At 28.9% G+C, this 20106-nt stretch carries 39 protein-coding genes and 1 pseudogene; 23 read left to right on the forward strand and 17 right to left on the reverse strand.

The features are described from left to right. The first annotated feature begins 4 nt into the window (after window positions 1-4). The 6 genes and pseudogenes from AXF11_RS08470 to AXF11_RS10630 form a co-directional block, all read left to right on the forward strand. Window positions 5-1192: an aspartate aminotransferase family protein gene (locus tag AXF11_RS08470; RefSeq protein WP_068157101.1), complete on the forward strand. Its 1188-nt coding sequence runs from the start codon at window positions 5-7 to the stop codon at window positions 1190-1192. A gap of 238 nt (window positions 1193-1430) precedes the next feature. Then, a complete protein-coding gene (locus AXF11_RS08475; protein WP_068157104.1) occupies window positions 1431-1973 on the forward strand; it encodes a hypothetical protein in 543 nt (180 codons plus the stop codon). Window positions 1974-2068: 95 nt separating this feature from the next. Further along, complete coding sequence (gene argF / locus AXF11_RS08480; protein ID WP_068157106.1) at window positions 2069-3070, forward strand: ornithine carbamoyltransferase; 1002 nt, start codon at window positions 2069-2071, stop codon at window positions 3068-3070. A gap of 170 nt (window positions 3071-3240) precedes the next feature. After that, window positions 3241-3759, forward strand: coding sequence for a hypothetical protein (locus tag AXF11_RS08485; RefSeq protein ID WP_068157109.1), 519 nt, complete (start codon window positions 3241-3243; stop codon window positions 3757-3759). A 34-nt stretch (window positions 3760-3793) separates the two neighbouring features. After that, window positions 3794-4336, forward strand: a complete 543-nt coding sequence (locus tag AXF11_RS08490) for a hypothetical protein (protein WP_068157112.1) — start codon at window positions 3794-3796, stop codon at window positions 4334-4336. After that, a pseudogene (locus AXF11_RS10630) lies at window positions 4333-4527 on the forward strand (DUF4291 family protein); the annotation flags it as partial. The gene AXF11_RS08490 and the pseudogene AXF11_RS10630, both read left to right, overlap by 4 nt. Before the next feature lie 120 nt (window positions 4528-4647). On the opposite strand, the gene AXF11_RS08500 reads toward AXF11_RS10630, so the two are convergent. The 16 genes from AXF11_RS08500 to AXF11_RS08575 all read right to left on the reverse strand — a co-directional run bounded on the left by AXF11_RS08500 (window position 4648) and on the right by AXF11_RS08575 (window position 12532). Beyond that, window positions 4648-5697, reverse strand: coding sequence for a tyrosine-type recombinase/integrase (locus AXF11_RS08500; RefSeq protein WP_068157115.1), 1050 nt, complete (start codon window positions 5695-5697; stop codon window positions 4648-4650). 5 nt (window positions 5698-5702) lie between these two features. Next, on the reverse strand, window positions 5703-5879 hold the full coding sequence (locus AXF11_RS08505) for a transcriptional regulator (RefSeq protein WP_082729403.1): 177 nt from the start codon (window positions 5877-5879) through the stop codon (window positions 5703-5705). Further along, complete coding sequence (locus AXF11_RS08510) at window positions 5860-6069, reverse strand: hypothetical protein (RefSeq protein ID WP_068157119.1); 210 nt, start codon at window positions 6067-6069, stop codon at window positions 5860-5862. Before AXF11_RS08510 ends, AXF11_RS08505 begins: the two co-directional genes overlap by 20 nt. Further along, window positions 6062-6436, reverse strand: a complete 375-nt coding sequence (locus tag AXF11_RS08515; protein WP_068157120.1) for a YopX family protein — start codon at window positions 6434-6436, stop codon at window positions 6062-6064. The genes AXF11_RS08510 and AXF11_RS08515 overlap by 8 nt, the downstream gene beginning before the upstream one ends. Further along, complete coding sequence (locus AXF11_RS08520) at window positions 6429-6923, reverse strand: hypothetical protein (RefSeq protein WP_068157122.1); 495 nt, start codon at window positions 6921-6923, stop codon at window positions 6429-6431. Before AXF11_RS08520 ends, AXF11_RS08515 begins: the two co-directional genes overlap by 8 nt. A gap of 12 nt (window positions 6924-6935) precedes the next feature. After that, window positions 6936-7535: a hypothetical protein gene (locus tag AXF11_RS08525; protein WP_068157125.1), complete on the reverse strand. Its 600-nt coding sequence runs from the start codon at window positions 7533-7535 to the stop codon at window positions 6936-6938. Between the two features lie 63 nt (window positions 7536-7598). Further along, window positions 7599-7964, reverse strand: a complete 366-nt coding sequence (locus AXF11_RS08530) for a single-stranded DNA-binding protein (RefSeq protein WP_068157129.1) — start codon at window positions 7962-7964, stop codon at window positions 7599-7601. Between the two features lie 6 nt (window positions 7965-7970). After that, entirely contained in the window at window positions 7971-8555 is a 585-nt protein-coding gene (locus AXF11_RS08535; protein ID WP_068157131.1) for an ERF family protein, read from the reverse strand. A 4-nt stretch (window positions 8556-8559) separates the two neighbouring features. After that, window positions 8560-8826: a hypothetical protein gene (locus AXF11_RS08540; RefSeq protein WP_068157134.1), complete on the reverse strand. Its 267-nt coding sequence runs from the start codon at window positions 8824-8826 to the stop codon at window positions 8560-8562. Beyond that, window positions 8827-9594, reverse strand: a complete 768-nt coding sequence (locus tag AXF11_RS08545; protein ID WP_068157137.1) for a hypothetical protein — start codon at window positions 9592-9594, stop codon at window positions 8827-8829. A gap of 9 nt (window positions 9595-9603) precedes the next feature. Beyond that, window positions 9604-9801 carry a hypothetical protein gene (locus AXF11_RS08550; RefSeq protein ID WP_068157139.1) on the reverse strand — a complete coding sequence of 66 codons (198 nt, stop codon included), beginning with the start codon at window positions 9799-9801 and terminating at the stop codon, window positions 9604-9606. A gap of 101 nt (window positions 9802-9902) precedes the next feature. After that, a complete protein-coding gene (locus tag AXF11_RS08555; protein WP_068157142.1) occupies window positions 9903-10169 on the reverse strand; it encodes a hypothetical protein in 267 nt (88 codons plus the stop codon). A gap of 9 nt (window positions 10170-10178) precedes the next feature. Continuing rightward, window positions 10179-10970, reverse strand: coding sequence for a DNA-methyltransferase (locus AXF11_RS08560; RefSeq protein ID WP_068157145.1), 792 nt, complete (start codon window positions 10968-10970; stop codon window positions 10179-10181). A 317-nt stretch (window positions 10971-11287) separates the two neighbouring features. After that, entirely contained in the window at window positions 11288-11722 is a 435-nt protein-coding gene (locus tag AXF11_RS08565; protein WP_068157150.1) for a hypothetical protein, read from the reverse strand. Further along, window positions 11712-11939 carry a hypothetical protein gene (locus tag AXF11_RS08570; protein WP_068157154.1) on the reverse strand — a complete coding sequence of 76 codons (228 nt, stop codon included), beginning with the start codon at window positions 11937-11939 and terminating at the stop codon, window positions 11712-11714. Before AXF11_RS08570 ends, AXF11_RS08565 begins: the two co-directional genes overlap by 11 nt. Window positions 11940-12193: 254 nt before the next feature. Further along, window positions 12194-12532: a hypothetical protein gene (locus AXF11_RS08575; protein ID WP_156440404.1), complete on the reverse strand. Its 339-nt coding sequence runs from the start codon at window positions 12530-12532 to the stop codon at window positions 12194-12196. Between the two features lie 229 nt (window positions 12533-12761). On the opposite strand from AXF11_RS08575, the gene AXF11_RS08580 reads away from it, so the two are divergent. From AXF11_RS08580 to AXF11_RS10635, 8 genes are all read left to right on the forward strand, one after another. Further along, on the forward strand, window positions 12762-13220 hold the full coding sequence (locus AXF11_RS08580; protein ID WP_068157159.1) for a helix-turn-helix domain-containing protein: 459 nt from the start codon (window positions 12762-12764) through the stop codon (window positions 13218-13220). Window positions 13221-13229: 9 nt separating this feature from the next. Next, window positions 13230-13649, forward strand: coding sequence for an ImmA/IrrE family metallo-endopeptidase (locus AXF11_RS08585; RefSeq protein WP_068157162.1), 420 nt, complete (start codon window positions 13230-13232; stop codon window positions 13647-13649). A 51-nt stretch (window positions 13650-13700) separates the two neighbouring features. Next, a complete protein-coding gene (locus AXF11_RS08590) occupies window positions 13701-13886 on the forward strand; it encodes an excalibur calcium-binding domain-containing protein (protein ID WP_068157166.1) in 186 nt (61 codons plus the stop codon). Next, entirely contained in the window at window positions 13873-14316 is a 444-nt protein-coding gene (locus AXF11_RS08595; protein ID WP_068157168.1) for a hypothetical protein, read from the forward strand. Before AXF11_RS08590 ends, AXF11_RS08595 begins: the two co-directional genes overlap by 14 nt. Further along, window positions 14313-14783 carry an OB-fold protein gene (locus AXF11_RS08600; RefSeq protein ID WP_082729404.1) on the forward strand — a complete coding sequence of 157 codons (471 nt, stop codon included), beginning with the start codon at window positions 14313-14315 and terminating at the stop codon, window positions 14781-14783. The genes AXF11_RS08595 and AXF11_RS08600 overlap by 4 nt, the downstream gene beginning before the upstream one ends. 113 nt (window positions 14784-14896) lie before the next feature. Then, on the forward strand, window positions 14897-15130 hold the full coding sequence (locus AXF11_RS08605) for a helix-turn-helix domain-containing protein (RefSeq protein WP_068157173.1): 234 nt from the start codon (window positions 14897-14899) through the stop codon (window positions 15128-15130). Between the two features lie 39 nt (window positions 15131-15169). Continuing rightward, window positions 15170-15418 carry a hypothetical protein gene (locus AXF11_RS08610; protein ID WP_068157175.1) on the forward strand — a complete coding sequence of 83 codons (249 nt, stop codon included), beginning with the start codon at window positions 15170-15172 and terminating at the stop codon, window positions 15416-15418. Window positions 15419-15521: 103 nt separating this feature from the next. After that, window positions 15522-15698, forward strand: coding sequence for a hypothetical protein (locus AXF11_RS10635; protein WP_156440367.1), 177 nt, complete (start codon window positions 15522-15524; stop codon window positions 15696-15698). 1 nt (window position 15699) lies between these two features. Here the strand turns inward: AXF11_RS10635 and AXF11_RS08615 are convergent, their stop codons facing one another. Then, a complete protein-coding gene (locus AXF11_RS08615) occupies window positions 15700-16023 on the reverse strand; it encodes a YjcQ family protein (protein ID WP_068157178.1) in 324 nt (107 codons plus the stop codon). Between the two features lie 91 nt (window positions 16024-16114). Between AXF11_RS08615 and AXF11_RS08620 the strand changes: the two genes are divergently transcribed. The 9 genes from AXF11_RS08620 (at window position 16115) to AXF11_RS08660 (ending at window position 20070) form a co-directional block, all read left to right on the forward strand. After that, a complete protein-coding gene (locus AXF11_RS08620) occupies window positions 16115-16330 on the forward strand; it encodes a hypothetical protein (protein WP_068157181.1) in 216 nt (71 codons plus the stop codon). Window positions 16331-16440: 110 nt separating this feature from the next. Continuing rightward, entirely contained in the window at window positions 16441-17331 is an 891-nt protein-coding gene (locus tag AXF11_RS08625; protein WP_068157184.1) for a hypothetical protein, read from the forward strand. Continuing rightward, the gene (locus AXF11_RS08630; protein WP_068157188.1) at window positions 17324-17953 is read left to right on the forward strand and encodes a hypothetical protein; all 630 of its coding nucleotides are present in this window, start codon (window positions 17324-17326) and stop codon (window positions 17951-17953) included. The genes AXF11_RS08625 and AXF11_RS08630 overlap by 8 nt, the downstream gene beginning before the upstream one ends. 6 nt (window positions 17954-17959) lie before the next feature. Then, window positions 17960-18160, forward strand: a complete 201-nt coding sequence (locus tag AXF11_RS08635; protein WP_068154613.1) for a hypothetical protein — start codon at window positions 17960-17962, stop codon at window positions 18158-18160. After that, window positions 18114-18365 carry a hypothetical protein gene (locus AXF11_RS08640; protein WP_068154615.1) on the forward strand — a complete coding sequence of 84 codons (252 nt, stop codon included), beginning with the start codon at window positions 18114-18116 and terminating at the stop codon, window positions 18363-18365. Before AXF11_RS08635 ends, AXF11_RS08640 begins: the two co-directional genes overlap by 47 nt. Further along, complete coding sequence (locus AXF11_RS08645; RefSeq protein WP_068154617.1) at window positions 18358-18708, forward strand: RusA family crossover junction endodeoxyribonuclease; 351 nt, start codon at window positions 18358-18360, stop codon at window positions 18706-18708. The genes AXF11_RS08640 and AXF11_RS08645 overlap by 8 nt, the downstream gene beginning before the upstream one ends. After that, window positions 18708-18932, forward strand: coding sequence for a hypothetical protein (locus AXF11_RS08650; protein ID WP_068154619.1), 225 nt, complete (start codon window positions 18708-18710; stop codon window positions 18930-18932). Before AXF11_RS08645 ends, AXF11_RS08650 begins: the two co-directional genes overlap by 1 nt. Next, window positions 18932-19402 carry a hypothetical protein gene (locus AXF11_RS08655; protein ID WP_068154622.1) on the forward strand — a complete coding sequence of 157 codons (471 nt, stop codon included), beginning with the start codon at window positions 18932-18934 and terminating at the stop codon, window positions 19400-19402. The genes AXF11_RS08650 and AXF11_RS08655 overlap by 1 nt, the downstream gene beginning before the upstream one ends. 53 nt (window positions 19403-19455) lie before the next feature. Further along, window positions 19456-20070 carry a Rha family transcriptional regulator gene (locus tag AXF11_RS08660; protein ID WP_068154623.1) on the forward strand — a complete coding sequence of 205 codons (615 nt, stop codon included), beginning with the start codon at window positions 19456-19458 and terminating at the stop codon, window positions 20068-20070. The last annotated feature ends 36 nt before the right edge of the window (window positions 20071-20106 follow it).

The raw sequence follows: 20106 nt of genomic DNA on the forward strand, positions 1-20106 counted from the left end.
AAAAATGTTATTAAATGTGTATAGCCGTTATAATAAAATATTTGAAAAAGGAAAAGGGATGTATATTTACGACAATGAAGGAAATGAATACTTAGACTTTGTATCAGGAATTTCGGTAAATTGCTTGGGACATGCAAGTCCCGTGATTACAAAGGCTTTGACGGAGCAGAGTCAAAAACTGGTGCATATTTCTAATTTGTATTACAGTCAGCCACAATTGGATTTAGCGAATAAACTTACTGAAAATAGTGAAATGGAGAGAGTTTTTTTTACAAATAGTGGAACTGAAGCGATTGAGTTGGCTTTAAAAATTGCTCGAAAATATGGGAATAATTTGTCGTACGATAAAACTGGAAATAAAATTGCTGATAAGACAGAAATAATCTATATGAAAAATTCGTTTCATGGAAGAAGTACTGGAGCGTTGGCAGTTACTGGTCAGCCGAAGTATCAAAAACCATTTGAGCCGTTGATGAAAAATGTTACTGAGTGCAATTTTAATGATGTTAAAGATTTAAAAGCTAAAGTAAGCAAAAAAACTGCTGCTATTATTTTGGAGCCAATTCAAGGAGAAAGTGGACTTGAGAGTGCTACGCCTGAATTTATGGAACCTATAAAAGAATTGAGCAAAAAATATGATACACTCGTAATTTTTGATGAAATCCAATGTGGAATGGGAAGAACTGGGAAATTATTCGCATATGAAAATTTTGATTTAGTTCCAGATATAGTTACAATTGCGAAATCACTTGGTGGCGGAGTTCCAATCGGAGCTTGTCTGACAAAAGGGAAAGCAAATGATGTGCTGGTTCCTGGCGACCACGGTTCAACTTATGGTGGAAATCCTTTGGTTTGTGCCGTTGCAAATGCTGTTTTACACGAATTAATTGACAACAAATTAATTGAAAAAAATGTTGTGGAAAAAGGCCAGTATTCTGTGGAAAAATTGGAAAAATTAAAAGTAAAATTCGATTTTATCGAAGAAATTCGTGGAAAAGGACTTCTTTTGGGAATAAAATTTGATGAGAAAAAAGTTTTGGCAAAAGATGTTGTTTCAAAAGCACTAGAAAATGGGTTGTTGCTAGTTGGAGCTGGAAATAATGTTGTGAGATTTTTTCCGCCGTTTAATGTGACAGATGGGGAAATTGACAAAGCTATTTCGATTTTGGAAAAAGTTTTGAAAAAATTCTAATTTTAGGAATTTTTTATAATTCAATTTTTTGATTTAACGAAAATCAATTCTGATTTTTTCATAATATTTGTTTCATTAAATTTTCAATTTTTAAAATAATATAATTTTCGAGTAATCCTATTTTTAAAAGACAAAAGTTTTTGAAAAAAATTTCTTCTTATAATTGTAAATTAGAAATTATTAAGGTAAAATTATACTAAAAAGAGCAAAAAAATTTAGAGTTAAAGGGGAGACTTTTATGAAAATTTTTAGAAAAATTGCAATCCTTTTTATTTTAGCTAGTTTGACGAATTTCAGTGCGTCAAATATCGAAGGGAAAATCACTCAGATTAGGAAGGATTTTGCAAGTACTAATGCTGTAAAAGATTATGTGATTAAGGAAGTTGAAGATTCGGAGCAGAGTACAGATGGCGGCGTTGTGAAGTATTATTTTCAAAATGGAGTTGTTAAAAAAATTGTGGTTGAACATTTTGGGGAAAGTTGGAATAGTTTGACGGAATATTATGTAAAAAATGGAAAAGTTTATTTTATTTTTGATAAGACTGAAAAATATAATGTGCCATATTATGTGGATTCTAAATGGTATAAAGAAAATAAGATAAAAAATGGAGAAGTCTTTGATAAAAGAAAGTCGAAATTTTCTGAAAAACGATACTATTTTGATGAAAATGAAAAATTGATTCGGTATATTGGTGAGAATAAAAAAATTGTTGAAAATGGACAAAAATTGAGGGAAATTGAAAAAAATGTGTTGAATGAGTATTACAGAATAAAAAAATAACATAGCTAGTTATAAAAGTAAAAATTGTAAAAATTGAATAATAGCAAGGGGTCTTGGCCCCTTGTCGTGGAATAATAAAAATTAAGGAGAATTTTATGATAAAAGGAAAATCATTTTTGAAATTATTAGATTTTAGTAAAGGCGAAATTCAATATTTAATTGATTTGGCTAAAAAGTTAAAAAAAGATAAGAAAAAGGGAATTGAGAAAAAAACATTGATTGGGAAAAATATTGCGTTGATTTTTGAAAAAACATCTACTAGAACGAGATGTGCCTTTGAAGTAGCCGCTTATGATCAAGGTGCAAATGTTACTTATCTTGGACCTTCAACTTCACAGATTGGAGATAAGGAATCAATGGAAGATACGGCGAAAGTACTGGGAAGATTTTATGATGGAATTGAATATCGAGGATACGGTCAAGAATTGGTCGAAACTTTGGCTAAGTATTCAGGTGTGCCTGTGTGGAACGGACTTACAACAGAGTTTCATCCAACGCAAGTTCTCGCAGATTTTTTGACAATCTTGGAAAAAAAAGGAAGATTAAAAGGAATAAAATTTGCATTTTTAGGTGATGGAAAAAACAATATGGCAAATTCTTTAATGATCGGTGCTGCCAAGTTTGGAATGGATTTTAGAATTGTTTGTCCGAAAGAATATTTTCCTGAAGAAAAATTAGTTGAAGAAGCTAGAAAAATTGCCAAAAAAACTAGTGGAAAAATTTTGCTGACAGAAGATAGAATTGAAGGGGTGAAAGATGCCGATGTCGTTTATACTGATGTTTGGGTATCAATGGGAGAGCCAAAAGAAATTTGGAAAGAAAGAATTGATAAATTGTTTCCATATCAAGTAAATTCTGATTTAGTAAAGCATTGTGCAAACGATTACTTGTTCATGCACTGTTTACCAGCGTTTCATGATTTAAATACGAAAGTTGCGAAAAACATTGAAAAAGAATATGGCTTGAAAGAAATGGAAGTTACTGACGAAGTTTTCAGAAGTAAAAATTCTGTTGTGTTTGATGAGGCGGAAAATCGTATGCATACGATAAAGGCTGTGATGGTGGCGACATTGGGAGATAGAGAATATCCGATGTAATTTAAGAAAAAATGTATCTGATATATCGAAAAAATGCAGTGGTTATTTTATATTGACCTTAAATAAAATGGAATTTAAGAGTCAAATGAATAAATCGGAGTTTTATTTAGAACTACAAAAAAGAGAATTATCAAAAAAAATAATGCTTTTTTCAAAATTTATAAAGAAATATGGTAAGAGACTCAATTGTTCCAAAGTTACATGCAGTTTTAGTAATTGGGTATACGAATGAATGGAGTTTACCTAAAACTAAAACACCATATGTAGAATTGCAAGGATTGGTTTCTGTTCCAAGTTATAATGCTGTAACAAATGATTATAGCAGAAATTATGATATATTTTATCGTTCAATTTCAAAAGAAGACTATAAAATATTGAAAAATACAGGTAATTTAAAAGGAACAGGAGAAACGTCAACATCACCTAATTTAGGATTTACAGAGGATTATACTGGAATTCAACTGAAATTTTATACAAAACAAGGAACTATAGGCGAAATGGAAAAAATAGGAATAAGATCAAAAGGTAATGTTGTTAAAGATAAATATCCTGATATGCCAATGCCTGAAAAAAGTCCTGGCCGGGGATATAAATTTGTACGTTTTAAAGAAGAAATGAATAAAGTAACTAGAAAAAAGGTAATAAATATACAATTAGGAAAAGGATTAGAGATTTTTAATAAAAATTAAAAAAAATATGAGATGATAAAGGAAAATAAATAAAATGAATTTAGAAAATAAAAAGAAATTAGATAAATTATTAAATATGATGGAAGAATATTGGGGAGAAAAAATAACTAAAGAAGAATTGGTTAATGAATCTTTTTTTTCAAGAGAAGAAAAAATTAATTTATTAAATGAGGGATTTAAAGAAGCATTTTTTGATAAATCTGGAGAAAAAATTGATTATTTAATAAGTGCTGTCGGAGTATATGAATTAGATTCAGAATTTGTTAAGACTTTTTGTAAATTATCAAAAGAAGAATGGCATGATGAGCATGAAACAATAGCTTCAATTTTTCAATGGATACATTTACCCCAAACAATAGACTGTATATATGAACTAGCAACTTCAAATTTTGAAAAATACCGTTGGGATGATAATTTTGCACTGGTTAGAAAATGCTGCTTTGCTTTGGGAGACATAAACACTCCTAAGGCGAAAGAAAAATTGGAATTATTATTACAAAGTGAAGAAGAGACTATAAGAGAACATGCAATGGAACAGCTGAACAGATGTGACTTTACAAATAAGGATGTCGAATGAAAGGATTAATTATGAAAAAAGAAGAGGAAAGAAATATTTATGCAGTATTTGATGATAAAACAATAAGAGTTTATCAGGCATATAACAATGAAATAGCAGACGAGGCTTTGAAGTTAGGAAGGTTTGGAAGTAAGTTCAGTTTAAACAGAATGACTTGGATAAAGCCGTCATTTCTTTGGATGATGTATCGTTTAAATTTTATTTATGGTTTAAATACTTGTTTTGGCTTGTTTTCATTTTTCCAAAAAAAGTCAAAAACTTTAAATTTTAAATATTTTCACAAAAAAACAGTACCTTTTTAGTACTGTTTTCTATAAGTTGTTTAGTATATCTTTGATTAAATCATCGTCTTCTTTTAGAACGTGTGAATATATATCTAAAGTAGTTGATACTCTTTCGTGCCCTAATCTTCTTGAAAGTGATACTATATTAACACCTTTTGATAATAAAAAAGTTGCATGAGAATGTCTTAAATCGTGAACTCTGATTTTTTTCAAGTTGGCTTTCCGAGAATAGACGTTCACATCGTTTTGAAATTTAGACTTTGTAAACCCCTCAAATAGTCTAGTTTTTGACGTAGGCTTATACAATACTTTGATGTAGTCTTGTATAATGTCTATAACAAATTTAGGACAATCAATAGTTCTTTTGGACTTAGGAGTTTTTGGGGTTGATATGACATCAGTTCTTTTTATTCTCTGGAAAGTTTTATTTATTCTTATTTTACATTTCTCAAAATCTATATCTGATATTGTTAATGCTAACATCTCCCCTATTCTCATACCTGTGTAGAACAGTATATTGAATCCAACCACGGCTTCTTTTTTATGTTTGATTGCTTCTATAAATTGTTTAAATTCGTCTAACGTCCATATGTTCATTTCTCCAGCGTTCTTTTTTCCAATTCTCCCAGCCGCTGAACAAGGATTTTTATTTAAATTATAAAATTTAACTGCATAATTTAATATAGCAACAAGTTGTTCGTGAATAGCCCTTAGATACGTTTGAGCAAGATTCCCTTTTATTAGTTCATTTTGCCATTTTCTAACCAGTAAGGGAGTTATTTCTTTTATCTTATATTTTTTAAAAAACGGTAATATTTTTTTATCAAAAATATATGTTTTACTTTCTATCGTGCTTGGTTTTAATCTATTTTTTTGATCATCCATATAAGATTTATATAGATTTTCAAATGTTATCTCAGTATCGGATACGAAAGAATTTATGTAATTTCTTTCATATTCCATTGCTTCTTGTTTTTTGCTAAATCCCATTTTTTTAACTTTTTTAGAAATTCCGTTTTCTTTTACATAAAAAGAAACATACCATTTTTTGCTTTTTTTATCTTTATATGCTGGCATAAAAATCACTTTCCTATATTGTAACGTTCATTGAAGTATTTGGCATTTACTTTTCCTTGTTGTGTTAAAAATCCTTTTTCTTTCAACTCTCCGTTCAATTTTCTTATAATCTTATATGCCTTACCTTCTTTAACTCCAATTATTTTCATAATATCTTGACATTCATAAAACCATTTTTTCATCATTCCTCCATTCTGTCATATCAAAGTAATTCGATATGACACAATCTTCTAAAATATGTTTAGCAGTTTCTTCAAATGTTGAACTACTAAAACTTTCATCTTCTATTTCTTCTCTGTCAATATAAACTTTTGCTATATATCTTATTTCATTTTCAATTTTGATTTTGTGTATTTCGGCGTGTTTAATCATTGTTATTCTCCAATAGTTCAAGGTTTTCGTAAATATTCCCCAAAACCTCAATATCTTTTGCCCAACTCTCTAATCCTGCATAACTGGTGCTCCTTAATTGTTTTCCCTCGAATCCAGAATCAAACCAAACTACTAAGTATCTTATATTTTTATCTCCTACATGGTAAATATCCCCTTCATAAATTTCTTTGCCGTTTTTATCTTTTACTCCTGTATATTGCATTAATTCCAAATTTTGCATTCTGAAAAAATGATATGTTCCATTTTCTTTAACTGCTATTTCTTTATTTTCTAAACTTAATGATGAAATTTTTACTATTTTCTCGTTTATTTTGTCCCAAGCTCTAAATTTTATTTCTCTACTCATTATCATCCCTCTTTTCATGCCATTCAAGGCTACATTTTTTCATATACTTTGCATATTCTAATGCTTCTTCTTCTGTTTCAAAATAATTCCCAAAACAATATCTTGCTTCATCTTCATAATAATCCCTATCACCAACAATAGAAATCCTACAGTAATCATCTATATAAAAATACTCTTCCCCCGTTTTCGCTCTCCAACGTTTCTTAATACCGTATTTTTCGTTTATCGCTCTTACTTTTTCTTCTATTAATTCTTTTTCTTCTGATGTACAAAACTGAATATCCTCATCTTCTTTTTTAGAAGAACCTCTTATAAATAATTTATCCTGAATTGTATAAAATTCTGGAGAACGAAAAGATTCAACATTCAATTCTTCATCTAAAAATTCCTCTCTCTCAAGTACTTCTTCGTTCTGTTTTGTAATTTTCCAAGCCCATTTATCCCAAACAGGCTTAAATTCTATTTCTAACACACTTTCTCTTTCCATTTTTATTCTCCCTTATTTTATTTTTAATTTGTAACATTCTTCTTTTTCAAAATCTCCAAATACTTCCTGAAATGGCTTTTTATCAATGCTCACTTCACTTATCTGTAATTTTTCTTTCAAACTGTCAGGAAGTTGTGAGTATTCCTCAAAACTAAGCTGAAATGGCTTAAATTTATATATTTGATATTCACTAGGCACATCTTCCAGATTTGGTTTTATTTCACGAGTACTTTTTCTCAAAAAAATTATTCTTCCGCTTTCTGTCTGCACCCCGTTTGATTGTCCTGTTTCAATACCGCAACTTCGCATTGTTTCGGCAACGTTTTTTGAAAATCTATCAAACCCTTTTGAATAAAATTGTTTCAAATTTTTCAATCTTTCAATTTCTCTGTCGATTGCTCCGACAATTTTGTTTGCTCCAGTCCCTTGTCCTAAATAATTTATAAATTTATTATAAATTTGAACAATCGTATCTCCTTCGTTCTCAATTTCTACTGCCAACATCTCCCTTGTATCTTTTAATGTCTGCTCGTCAATTTCGTCTTCTAAAAATGCTCTTTCAATATTTTTTCCTGCTGCACTCAACGGATATAAATTTAATTCTCTACTCATTTTATTTTCTCCTATCTCTATTTTTATAATTTATAATTTTTTTATTTATTTCTATAATTGCTATCAAAAAGGAAAACTTTCGTCCTCATCAGAATCATAATGATTTCTGTTATTATTTTGACTGTTGCCACTGTTTTTGCTGTCAATAAATTCAAATCTGCTTACTAAAACATCAGTTGTATAAACGGTTTGACCGTTCCTTTCGTAACTTCCTGTTCTAATACTTCCTTGAACTAGAATTCTTTGACCTTTTTTGAAATACTCAGCTATTGTTTCAGCTGTTTTTTCCCAAGCAACACAGTTTATAAAGTCAGCTCCTTCTCCGATTCTGTTTACTGCTATTGCAAATCTTGTAAATGCTTTTCCGTTTTTGCTGTAATTTAACTCTACATCTCTTGTTAATCTTCCCATCAATATCACACTATTCATATTTTTTTATTCTCCTTTTTCTCTTTTTAATATTCCACGTGCTAAGTTGCTCACTTCCTCATCAGTTAAATCTTTTATTGATTCGGCTTTATTTATTTCCAAAAAATTATCTATCAACTGCTGATATTTTTGAGTATGTTTTGCTATGTAATCTTCCATATTTTTTCTTTTTTCCTCAGCAGTAGCGGCTTTTTTTGTATGTTGTTTCTTATCTTTGTTAATTGTTGCATTTATTTCATCATCTTCAATGATTTCTAAAGCATTTAAGTAGCAATATCTTTTTAAGTATGTGTGTGTCGAGCCTATCATTTGCAAAGCATTTTGACCTTTCAACGTTATTTCCGCTTTAGGTGATTCAAAAACCACAAGTTCGTCTATTTTTTCGGCATTAATTATAGTTAAAGTTGCCTTTTCTTCTAACAAATCAAATTTTGAAAAAAGTTTTAATTTGCTAAAGATAGTGTTTACTTCTGGTAAAAAATCTTTTAAATCATAATATTTAAAATTAGCAAATTTATTAAATCCGCTTTTTTTTAAGTTCATCTCTTGCAATTCAATTCTTGCTTGTTGTATTTTTTCGTAAATATTCATATCTTTATCCTTTCATTTCTTTCAATTTTTCTATTAAATTATCTAATTTTTCAACGCAATCGTCTTTGTCCAAATATAAATAACTTTCATTTAATTTTTTTCTTCCTTCTCCAGTTTCTCTCCAATGTTCCCACCCTCTTTCATAAGTGTGAACACAAATTTCATTTGTGTGACCAGAAAACTCAACAAAAATTGTATTTTTCTCTCTCGAATTAATCTCAAGAGCTAAATCCATTATTTTCATTACTTTTTCCTTAATTTCTTTTTTCATTTATCCACTAATCCTTTCGTATTTTTTTCTAGCTTTTAACGCTTCTTTTCTGCTATATCCTACCCATTTAATTTCTATTCCAGCTTCTTCAAATTCTAACAAACTTAAAGCTTCTTCTTCGTGATTAACTTCCCCACCTTCCACGATGACCTCTTCCATTTCTACGAATTTTTTATCTGTTTTTGTTATCAAAGTTTTGATATACATTCTATTTTTTTTATCAAAATCTTTTATTTTGTTGCAAATTTGTGCTTTAAATATGTTATAGTATGCAAATATTACAAGTATCTGTTTTAGCGCATTTTCTGTTTCTTTGTATCTAGTTTTTAGATATTTATCAAATTTAATTTTTAAATTTATTAATTCTTTTTGATAAATTTTTGAAAATTCGACGACTACAAATTCATTTTTAAAGTCTTTTATTTTTCGCTGATTTGGATTTTGCAAATCTTCATAATCATATTCCTCTATGAGTCTTGTCAATGTCCTGAAACTTCGTTGTATGATGTCCTCAAGTTCAAAGCTGCACCATAAAGTTTGTTCTTCCGGCAGTTTTGATATTTTAGTATCACCTTTTACAAGATTTTTGTCTGTGATGTTTGGAATACTGAAGTAGTTTCTATAATATTTACACAAATTTGACAACGCCATCATCGAGAAAACTTTTGTCTTTTCGTTTTCATCTAGCACAAATTTTGTGTAATCCATTGCTTTTTCAGTTATTTCCTCTTTAAACTTTTTCTTTTTAATTTTTCTCAAACTACTCATAATTTTCTCCTACTTTCTCAACATCTCTTTAATCATTTCTGGAAAGAACCAAAATAACATTATACACAATATTGGCATAAACGTTTCTCCACCGCCAATTACTCCTAAAAAATATCCTCTTTCTATCGCAGCATATTTATAAGCTGCAATAGTTAATGTGATAGTCAAAATCACTTTTACAGTATTTTTAAATATTCTCTTTTTCATTTTTCCTCCTGTTTTCCTTTATTTTCTATCAAATCAGTTCTTAGCTTCATTAATACAAAAAATGCTTCCGCCTTAGTTTTAAAATAATTTCCTTCTTCTTTTCACTCTTTATCTGATGTTCTGTCTTTATCCACAGTTGAAGAAATAACAAATCTATTTTTGTGAAGATTAATAAACCAGTAAAGATTTTTATAGTCTTCTGAATAAATAAGGCTTGATTCATCATCTAAAATAATACGTATAATACCTAGCATGCCATGTAAACTTTGCACTTCAGGATCTTTAAAAGTTTTTCCTTGTCTCATTAACAAATCAACTTCTCTGTGAAGTATTTCTTCCATTTTTCTAATTTGTTCTTCTGTTTTCATAAATTCCTCCTAAAATAAATTTAATTGTTTCACTTTTTCCTCTTTTAACATTTCTGTAGTCGCTTTTTTATAAAATTCCTTTTCCACTTCAAATCCATAACTGTTTCTTTTTAGTTCTTTTGCCGCTCTTAATGTGCTGCCGCTTCCTGCGACTGGATCAATTACTGTATCATTAATATCCGTAAATATTTTAATTAGTGTTTTTAACAGATTCACTGGCTTTTGTGTCGGATGTACTTTTGGGTATATTGCTTTTGGATCAGGCTTCCATTCAAACCAGTTTTTTATCATTTTGCCATTATTATTGAATTTTGGTAATTTATTTCTGTAAAATACTAGTGCATATTCTGTTGCTCCAACTATTTTCATATTAGCCTTTAACACCTGCGAACTGCTATGCTTTATAAACACTAACGGATAATAGTTGTTAAATCCGTGCATTTTAGCATACTTTACTAACGTGCTGATTTGTTGGAATGCACAGAATATTATCATTGCTGGTGCTTTTCCTTTTTCCTTTGGTTCCTTTATCAGAAGTTTTGAGCAAAAGTGCATATATTCAGCAAGGTTAAAGTTCACATCAGTTTTGAAAAAACTTGAGTTTGCCTTTTTGCTTTCGCCTTTTTTGTTATCTCCGTCAACATACCACTCTGGACTGCTTGCAAAAGCATTATTTCCTAAATTATATGGAATATCTGCTATTACAAGCTGTGCCTTTTTAGGTATGTGATATTTTTTATAGTTTTGAAAATTATCATTATATAGTTCACATTTTATTTTTTTAACATATTCTCCGTCCATATTCCTCCTATTTTTTTATCTCAAATCAGCAATTTAGACTAGCTTAAATGCTTTTTGATAAGCTCTTTTGTTACTCAGATATGTTCTTTATACTGATTTTAAGATTATTTTATATTGACTTAATTGTGGTGCCTGCGAAAAATTGTAATAAAATATAATAAAACAACATATATTGGAGAATATAACTAATATAACTATATACCAGAAAGGAAACGCCTTGTGCGGTGTATATAGTCAAAAACAAGCACCACGATTAAATCAATACCGATATTTAGGTATAAAAAAATCACAGATATAAAATCTGTGATTAACAATCGTTATTCATCTTTTTTAGATTTGATATAGATTCCAAAACCTGTACCGCCAAGAAAACCTACAAATATTTTTAAAATATCAATCAGTATTTCTTTGTTACCAGTAAGCAAACACAGCGCAACTAGTATCAAGAAAAATATCATACTTAAGATAGAAACAATAAATATTTTTTTATCTCTATCTCTTGTGATTTCAGTTGAATTTTTTATCATCAAAAGTTCTTTTTGGTAATCTTTTGCTTCCTGATCAATATAATTATTGATAAGTTTCTCTTTATCTTCCTTTGATAAATTTCTTAATACTTCTTGCGGTAAAGGACCTGAAAATTCACTACGGCTCATTTGTGTCTGAGTTAATTGCGCCATTATCTCAGGGATGTTTTCAGGAATGCTTTCTGTCTCTTTTTTATTGGCTATATTCTTTTTATTATCTGACATTATTTAGCACCTCTTTAAAGGTATTTTGAAATTTGTTTCTAGTTCTATTTTCATATTTGTTCACAACTTTTAAAGTAGAAGTTTCAATGTCAACAATAACTTTAAATACAGAGAAACCAATTTTTTTGTTTAATTTTCTTGTCAATTCACTAACTCTAATGTACTCATCTAAAAAAGATTTTGTGTATAACCGTACTTTTCGTTCATAAATTGCCATTTTCTTTCCTCCATATATGCTACATAATAATTATACCAAAAAAGAGTATGAAAAACAATTATTAATCACAAATTATTTTATTGCCATTGTCCAAGATAACTAATATCTTATCCAAACTCACTAACTATCGCTAATGAGCTTGTTAAAACATCAATTACTTTTTAAACATTTTTTTTATTTTATTGATAATTTTCTTCGCTTCTTTTTCTCTTACTTTGCTACTATTATCATTCACCAACGCTAGTGCTTCAAATTTATGCTTCATTTTCTTTACCTCCTACTTTCTTCATCTCAAAATAATTTATTCTCGTTTCCCCTGTGTCATACCAGTCAATTCCACCATTGCAGTCTTTATAAGGTACACTGACTTCCTCTTCCTCTTCAAAGCTGTAATTCTCGAAACATTTTTTTATAACTTTCTGTTCTTTCGAATCCCATCCATTTTCTGCAAATTCTTCAAGAGTTTGTTCAAGCTGTTCATCAGTAAATTCAATTGTACCTTCGTCGTAATTTTTGATGAGAGCACCGTTTGAAATCTGTCTCTGTATTTCGTCAGAGACAATATCTTTTATTTCTTCTTCTGTCATTTTCATCACTCCTATTGTTATTGTAACTTTAATTAAATTTTGTATCTAAAATTTAATTACAAGTTTTTTCAAAAAAAAATAAAATTATTTGTTTTTCCTATTTACAAACATATTGTAACTTATTTTTAGTTACAAGTCAAGTATTTTTTTGAATTTTTTTAAATTTTTTCTAGGAAGTACGAAAAAATGTGGTAAAATAATAATGTAAACTAATGAACGAAGGGAAGTTGAATCCATGAGTTATCAAATAGAAAAATTTTTGACAGAATTTTTGAATAAGAAAAATATGACTTTAACAGAATTTTCAAAAAAAATGGAAGTTACACATGTTTATGTATCCAACATAAAAAACGGTAAAAAAACAGCTTCCAAGAAATTTGTTGAAAACTTAATAAAGAAATTTCCAGAGTGTGCAAAAAAAGAGGAAGAATTAATAGCTATGTTAGAAAAAGATAAAAAAATTGAAAAATTAAAAAAATTAGAAAAACAAAGAAGGGAAACAATTGGCAAAAGCGAAGAACTTGACAGGATTTCAAGATTAAACAAGAGGGAGAGAGTACAACTAGATGAAGTTATGAATAGTGCAGCCTACTTTTTTAACGATAACAGTGTAAGCGACGAAGATAAGAAAAAATTATACGATAGTTTACAAGAACTTTTTTTTGATGCTAAAATGAAAAATAAGAGGAAATAGAGGATTCGTATGAAGAAACATAAAAATATGAAGCGTAGAGTAAAGAACTTAATAGAAAAATACAATACGAGCAATCCGTATTTATTGTGCAAAAAATTAAATATTGAAATAAAGTACAGTTGCTTTAAAGATATAAAAGGTTTTTTCAGAAGGATATTAAGAAGAAAATATATTGTCATAAATGAAAATTTGGATGAATATTCACGTTTAGTTGTTCTGTGCCATGAGTTAGGACACGCACTCTATCATAGTTCAAAAAATACACTTCTTTTGAAAAATAATTTTCTGTGTTATGCTCCGGAATTAGAAAACGAAGCAAATGAATTTGCTGTAGAATTGATGAGGTATCAAGAAGAAGTTAGCTATGAAACTGCTAGAAATTGTGATTTGGGATTGCAGGTATTGGAAGAGATGAAAAAATATAAATAAAATTTAGGGGTTAATTTTGGTTTCAAAACATAAAAAGATGGAGGAATCAAAATGAAAAAATTATTTGTAATTTTAACATTAGCATTTGTTAGTGCTAACACATTCACAGAAACATTACATTTTAAAAATTGTAAGGAAGCTAGATCAAAAGGCTATAAAAATATCAAAAAGGGTGAGCCTGGATATGCAAGACATTTAGACAGGGACAGAGATGGAATCGCTTGTGAAAGTAAATAAATTTTTAAAAACAGGAAATGGCAAAAAAATTATTCATATATTTTTATCAATATTTGCTGGTTCGATAATTTATATATTATTTCGAGAAAAAAATCTGTTAATGTTTAAATGGTTTAAATTTTTGAAATTGGATTTTATAATAAATTTTTTGAGAGATAATTTTTATAAATACAGAATATATATTCCCAAAAGTGTCTTATTTTCTTTACCTGACGCTTTCTGGGTATATTCATTTACAATGTTTTTAAGTATTTATTTTAAAAATAGAATTATACTTTCATCAATATTTGTTGGAAGTATAATAACAGAAATATCACAACTTTGGTTTGTAACTGGAACATTTGATATATATGATGTTATATATATGTTTCTATTGTATTTAATTGCAATGTATTTTATAAAAAAATTTGAGGAGGAAGAAAAAATATGAAAAAGAAAATAGGTTTATTGATTGGATGTGCTTTGTTTGTAATTTTAGCAGTTGGAAGTGTTGGGGGTAATGATTCAAAATCAGATTCAAATTCTGGCACAAATAATGCAAGTACTGAGAAAAAGGCGGTTACGTATGAAAAAATAACGGCTAAACAATTAGTTAGTGATTTGGAAGGAAATGCTTTAAAAGCTGCTCAAGCTCATAAGGGTAAAGATTATGAAATTACAGGAGTTTTAGGTAATATTGACGCACAAGGAGACTATGTAACGATCGAACCTTCAGGTGATGACCTTACACTTACAGGAGTTCAGGCATTTGTAAAAAATGATGATCAAAAAAAAGCGATTGCTGAACTTTCTAAAGGCGATAAAATAACTGTAAAGGGTAAAGTTAAAGACGTTGGAGAGGTTATGGGATATTCAGTTGATATTGCTGAAATATCTAAAGCTACAAGTAAAAAATAATAAATTTATAAAGAAGCTGGGAAATGCTTCTTTTTTGTTGCTTTTTGTAAAAATTTAAAAAAACACTTGACTTGTAACTAAAAATAAATTACAATATATAGGAGGTGAGAATAATGACAATGAGCGAATATCATAAAAATGTTTATGCAAATATAGAATTTGCAAGGAATCAAAAAGGTTTAAGCAAAGGAGAGTTAGCTAATAAAATTGGAATATCAAAGTCAGCGTTATCTTTTGTTTTGAATAGATTAAAAAACGGAAAAACTATAAATACTAAAACTCTTGAAAAGTGGGCAGTTGCTTTAAATGTACCTTTCTCATTTTTTTTTGAAGTTAAATGTAACTAAAAATAAATTACAGAAAAATATTGAGAGAGGAGGTGTGAGATGAAATACGGAATAGACAAATGCAATTTTATATTCGTGTTATGTGCTTATCAGGCATTTAAAGTGATAAAAAAGGGAGTGAATGTTCAAAATATATTAATAGGCATCGGATATATAACGGTTGCTACAGTATATTTTAAATACGAAAGCAAAATAAAAAAGGTAATATATAAAATACTGCCTTTTCTAATATTTTATGTTTTATTTGGAGTTCTTTTTGAAAGTTTTATCGTAACCTTTTTTGAATAAATAAAATAAAAATATTTTTGTTAAGTCAAACAATCTTTCGGATAATAAATCTGATAAAAAAAAGAAAGCAAGAAAATTTAAAAATAAAGTTAGGAGGCACGAGATGAACGAGAAAATAAATTCTTATGATTATAATGACAGAATTGACAAAGTAAGAAAACTTACAAAAGAATTTAGAGAAATTATAGAGAAAAAATTCCCAGAAATAACGGAAATAGATGTTGAATTAATAACCGAAACACTGGGAATTGAATTGAAACATTATTTTAGGAAATTTTAAATTACATACCAGGAAACCATTCTTTGGCTTCTTTAAGCATTTTGTAGGCTTTTTTCATAGCGGTATTATTTTCTAAAAAATCCATACCTTCTAAAGTTAATCTAGGATTATTGATACCGATATGTATATGACCGCTTATTGAAGTTATTGTTGAAATACCTGTTATATAATTTTTTTCTTTGAGTTGTTCTAACATTAAAATTAGTCTTCTTTCGGAAATGCCTAATTTTTTTAAGTTTAGAGTTTCATCAAAATTAAAATTATTTTCTTCGTAAGCAACATCAATGGCTTTTAATATTCTAAAAATAGTTGTATCTAAAGACATTAAGTAACACCTCCTTTCTTGTGAATTTAATTTTATTTGGTGATATTATTATAACTCAAAAGGGGGTAAAAATGAAATAAGGAGGTTAGAAATGCAAACAAGAGGTACAAATCCTAAGCCGACAACTTCCAAACCGTCGAATCCGATGGTGCAACGATTATATATTGAACCAGAAAAAAATATAAAAAGAATACATGATATAAGTCTAAAAGTTTTGAAGATAATTGAAGATGAAAGAGTAACTGAAGATGAGTTTTATATAATAGAAAAAATGATAAAAAATGAGTTTAAAAGATTAAAAGAATAAAGCAAAAAAAGCACTCCGAAGAGCGCTAACAAAAATTTATAAAATACTATATTTTGTGTTAATTATAACATAAATTGTTAAAAAACACAAGATGTAGGGAGAGGGAAGAGATGAGATTTTCAACATATTTAAACAATGCGAAATGCATGGAGTGGCAAATAAAAGCTACTCAAGGGATTTTATTTTCTTTGCTTTACGAGGCACCTGCTTGGGCAAAAGAAGAAATTATTGAGAATAAAACATATTATTTTGTATCAAGAAATTTGATATTAGATGAACTGCCAATGTTTTTTGAAAAGTCTGATACTGTTTACAGAAATTTGAAAGCACTACAAGAAAAAGGACTTATTGAATATATTAAACAAGGTAAAAGGGATTTAATAAGAATTACTGCAAAAGGTAAAACTTGGAATGAATTTAAAGAAAATAACTCGGAAAAAAATCCGTCTTTTGAAGAAAACTCGGAAAAAAATCCGAGCAAATTCGGAAAAAAATCCGAAAAACAAGAAAATAACTCGGAAAAAAATCCGACAAATAATAATACTATATATAATTATAATAATACTAATATATTAAATAATAATATACATGTGAAAAATGAATTTTCACAATCGTGCGAAAAAATAAAAAACAAATGGATAAAAATTGCTTACGAATTTGATTTATCAGGTAAACAATTAAAAATAACTGACAAGCGAAAGAGAGCTATTAACAATTTGCTAAAAGAGTATTCGCTGGAAGAAATGTTACGGGCTATGGGAAAAATCCGTACATCTAATTTCTTGCAAGGAAACAATAAAACAGGGTGGCAAATATCATTCGACTGGTTTACTAACAAATCGAATTTTTTAAAAGTGCTTGAAGGAAATTATGACGATAAAGCAGGTATTAATAATTCTGAAAAAGAAAAAAAATCCAAAAATTATCAAGAAAAAGACTTTGTTGGAGTAACTAACGAAAGCATTGCAAATTTATTAGGAGGATTGACGGGAAATGAATAATCAAGAATTTAACGAAGTATTTAAACTGCTTTTAGCAGCTTATCCAAACACAAAAGACAAGGAAAGTGTCGCAACTATTTATTTTTTGACAATTGCAAATGAGTTGACTAAAAAAGAATTTGCAGAAGCAGTTGTTAAAATCTTAAAAACGAGAAAAAGCGGATTTATACCACAACCAGCTGAAATTTTAGAAGTTGCTAAAAAAACTGCTAACATCGAACATCAAGTGATTTTAGCAAAAAAAATGTTGATTGAAGGGGTTAGAAAAGTCGGCAGTTCAGGAATGGTGGCTTTTGAGGACAAAGGTCTTCACGCTGTAATTGATTTCCTTGGTTGGCGTAGAATTTGCACAATGGACAAAGTTGAATTTGATAATTTTTTAAATTTTCAGTTTGACGGAATTTACAAGGATTTTTTAGAAAATCCATACAAAACAAAAAATTATTACACAGGTACATACAAAATTATTGGGCAAACACAACCAAAGCTCGTTACTTATGCAAGTGTTGGTGTAAAAAATACTAAAAATCTTAAATTTGTTAAACTAGAATATAAGCCACAAAATGAAGTTAGAGCAGTTGATTTTAGTGAACTTAGAGAAAAAATGCTGATAGGAGGATAAATAGAAATGACAAAAGAACGATTGAAATTGATGAAGCAAATCAGTTCTGAAACGGCGAAAAAAGTCGAAGAAAAAGTTGTAAATATAACGAATTTTGAAATTGATTTTTTTGTTGAGCATTTGAGAAATGAATTAAAAAAAATGAGACATGGAGGAATAAATGCTAAAAGAAAATGTAAAAGCGAAAGTAATAGTGATAGATTTTGAAAATAAAAAAGGTTGGAAATTGTATCACAATGAGGACTTGTATGGAAACACAGAGATTGCAGATGACAGATTCTGGAACGATGTGCAGGAAGGGTATTACAAGTTCGGCAAGGGCACAACTTTAATTGCTGATATTAAATGCCCCTGGAGAATAGAAGAGCCTTTAAAAATTTTGAAAGTACATGAGGTGATTTACAGTGATTAAGCTGGAATTATCCACAATGCCGCCATCTGTAAATTCTTTATGGATAAATAAACCGAGTGGAAGATACAAGTCCAAAAGGGGCAAAATCTTTGAAAATTTAGCTTGTGGCGAACTTAAAAAGCAATTTAGGTATAAACCTTTGGCTAACAGTTTGAAAGTCCGCATAAGGCTTTATTTCAAAGATAAGAGAAAAAGGGATATAGATAACTACAATAAGGCGATTTTGGATTCAATGACTAAAATTATTTATGAAGATGATTCGCAGATTGAAGAACTAAATGTTAAAAAATTAGTTGGCTGTGGATTTAATAAAGTAGAAATTGAAGTGGAGGGAATTAAATAATGGATAAAATATTATATCTTGTATCATTTAAATATGGAGATAGATTTGGTGATACAAATTCTGGAAATTGCACGGTTTTTATTAAAAAAGGGGACTATTCGGAAAGCGAAGTTCTCGAAATGTTTATTGAAGGCATAAAAACGAATTTTGGTTTTGAAAACGAAGAAATAGTGATAACAAATATAATTAACTTGGAAAAAATAAGAAGGGAACTGGAAGAATAATGGAACAATGGAACAAATTGGTTGGATCAGTAAAAGAATTTTATATTGCATTTGGGCAGCAGGAATTTTTGGAAAAAGAAATGACTGACGAGAGAATGAAGTTAAGAGAAAAATTATTTGAAGAAGAATTAAAAGAATATGAGGTGGCAGAAAAAAATAATAACAAGGTTGAAATGCTGGATGCAGTATGCGACATGTGTTATATCTTAATAGGGACATTGTTAGAAAAATGTAAAGGCGATGTTAAGGCTGTTACAAATATGATTTATTTTGGATGTGATGATAAAAGCGAATTTATTTTTGAAAAAGTCTTTAAAAATGAATTTAATGATATTTTTGTAAGAGCATTCGAGGAAGTCCACAGAAGCAATATGTCAAAACTGGAAAATGGGAAAGCAATTTTCAGGGAAGATGGAAAAATATTGAAAGGTAAAAATTATTTTAGACCAAATCTGGAAAATTTTTTTTAATAACTTATGTATACACAAGTTAAAGTGCATAAAAAAAATTAGGAGGAATATTAATGAATGAATTAATGAACATAGAAAGCAGAAACACATTGACAAGTTTGGAAGTAGCACAAATAGTAGGAAAAGAACATAAAAATATTTTAGCTGATATTAGAGATGAAATCAGTAAATTAGGAGAGGAAAGAGGTCGGCTAATTTTTCAGCCAACCACCTATATAGATAATTTTAACAGAAGTCAACCGATGTTTCTTTTGAATTACAAAGGAGTGCTGCAACTTGGGGCAAGATATAATGCTGAAACAAGATTTAGACTTATTGAAAAGATTGAACAACTTCAAAAACCAATGACAATAGAAGATATGATCATATTGCAGGCAAATGAAATGAAGAGTGTTAAACATAGAATTGACGTTGTAGAAAACAAAGTTGACAATGAGATAAGAATAGACCATACGGAACAAAGAAAATTGCAGAAAACAATAGCAACAAGAGTTTATCAAAGACTAGATGTGATAGATGCTGACAGAAATTTAATGTTTCCAGCAATTTACAGAGATTTAAAGGACAGGTTTGGAGTTGCAAGTTATCGTGATATTAAGAGAAAAGACTTAACCGAGGCATTGGCATATGTACAGAACTGGATAGAAAAAGCGGAATTGAGGAACTGATATGGAAGAGATTGATTAAATTAATAAAAGGACAAT

Origin of the sequence: Leptotrichia sp. oral taxon 847 (genome assembly GCF_001553645.1) — a bacterium.
Lineage (GTDB): Bacteria > Fusobacteriota > Fusobacteriia > Fusobacteriales > Leptotrichiaceae > Leptotrichia.